1 protein-coding gene is annotated in these 1,310 nt (G+C 47.9%); it reads right to left on the bottom strand.

The window, feature by feature from the left end; translation table 11 throughout:
* Positions 1-1,310 (bottom strand): ATP-dependent helicase C-terminal domain-containing protein (locus R7P67_RS24740; RefSeq protein ID WP_318086308.1); only part of this gene is annotated, 1,310 nt, incomplete at both ends.

The raw sequence follows: 1,310 nt of genomic DNA, 5'->3' as shown, positions 1-1,310 counted from the left end.
TCCCCAAACACTTCTTGCATTCGCACTGACAATACGGGCTCATGCCCATGTTGATAGCGAATGCGCTTTTTAGTCCCAGTCGGTAACTGATAATGTTCTGGCAACCATTCATCCAAGTGTTGATTGAGTGGCCAGCCTAATCGAGCATTAAGCGCTTCGACCAAGTTTATCTTGCTCAGATCTTTCACCGAAGCGACCGACGTCATGTACGGTTCTAACCATTCGTCTAATGAATCCAACAAACTGGCTTCATCAAACATTGGCCATGCTTGCTCAGGTAACCAATCCACCGCACAGCGAATACGTTCAAGCAGGCTTTCCGCTGCCGGCGTCCAGTTTAGACTGCTTAAGCCCTGACGGCGGACATAAGTGAGTAAAGCTTGTGTCATTTTTTCTTTACCCGGATTAGGTAATGACACCCTTTCAATCACCAATTGACCGAGTTTTCGTTGTTTCTCGGCCACTAAACGCCCTTTCTTTTCATCCCAATCCACTACTTCTTCAGTAGAAAATAGCGAATCAAAAGTCGTTTGCAATATATTGACGTCCAATTCACACGCTAAATGTATTTGGCTCGAATTGGAATGAGACCGCATCAGATCAATCGCGACCAAGTACTCACAGCCGCCTAACATATCGTCAGGACGACATTCTGCACCATGACCATTCGCTAGTGCAAAGCGACCAAATTGATTGGCGCGTTGCTGAGCGATCCTGTCGGGAAACGCCAAGCTCAACACCAACGGCAATGCATCTTCATCCACTTCTCTATGGCTAAACGTGGTATCGAGTTTATGCGCAAGAGATTGTGCGCGCTTCAATAACAACGATTTTTTCGGATGAGAACCGGACAACCAACGATGCAAGCTATGTGCGATATTCGTTACATTACGCTCTGGCTCTTCAATTAGGGCGACCGCCGCCAAAGCGACATTTACCATCTTATCGCTGTGGGATTGCGATTTAATTAACATCGCTGCCGCGCGAGGTTCTACGCCCAAGTCATGAGCCTGCTTTCCTTCCGCAGTCAGTTGCCCTTGCTCGGTAATAAGCCCTAATGAAAACAACAACTGCTTAGCTTGTTGCAGCGCGGCAGCAGAAGGAATATCGAGCCATTTTAGCTCATGAATATCGGTCGTCCCCCAAAACGCCAGCTCCATTACCAAGCTCGCAAGATCGGAATGCAAAATCTCAGGTTGTGGCACTTGTGGCTGTTGCTTGAGTTGACTTTCTGAATAGAGGCGAACGCAAATCCCCTCTTCAATCCGACCAGCACGACCAGCTCGCTGGATGGCAGACGATTGAGCAAT

It is taken from the genome of Vibrio sp. Vb0937, assembly GCF_033338855.1.
Note: the sequence above shows the minus strand (reverse complement) of the source record. Positions and strands in the feature narration are given on the sequence as shown.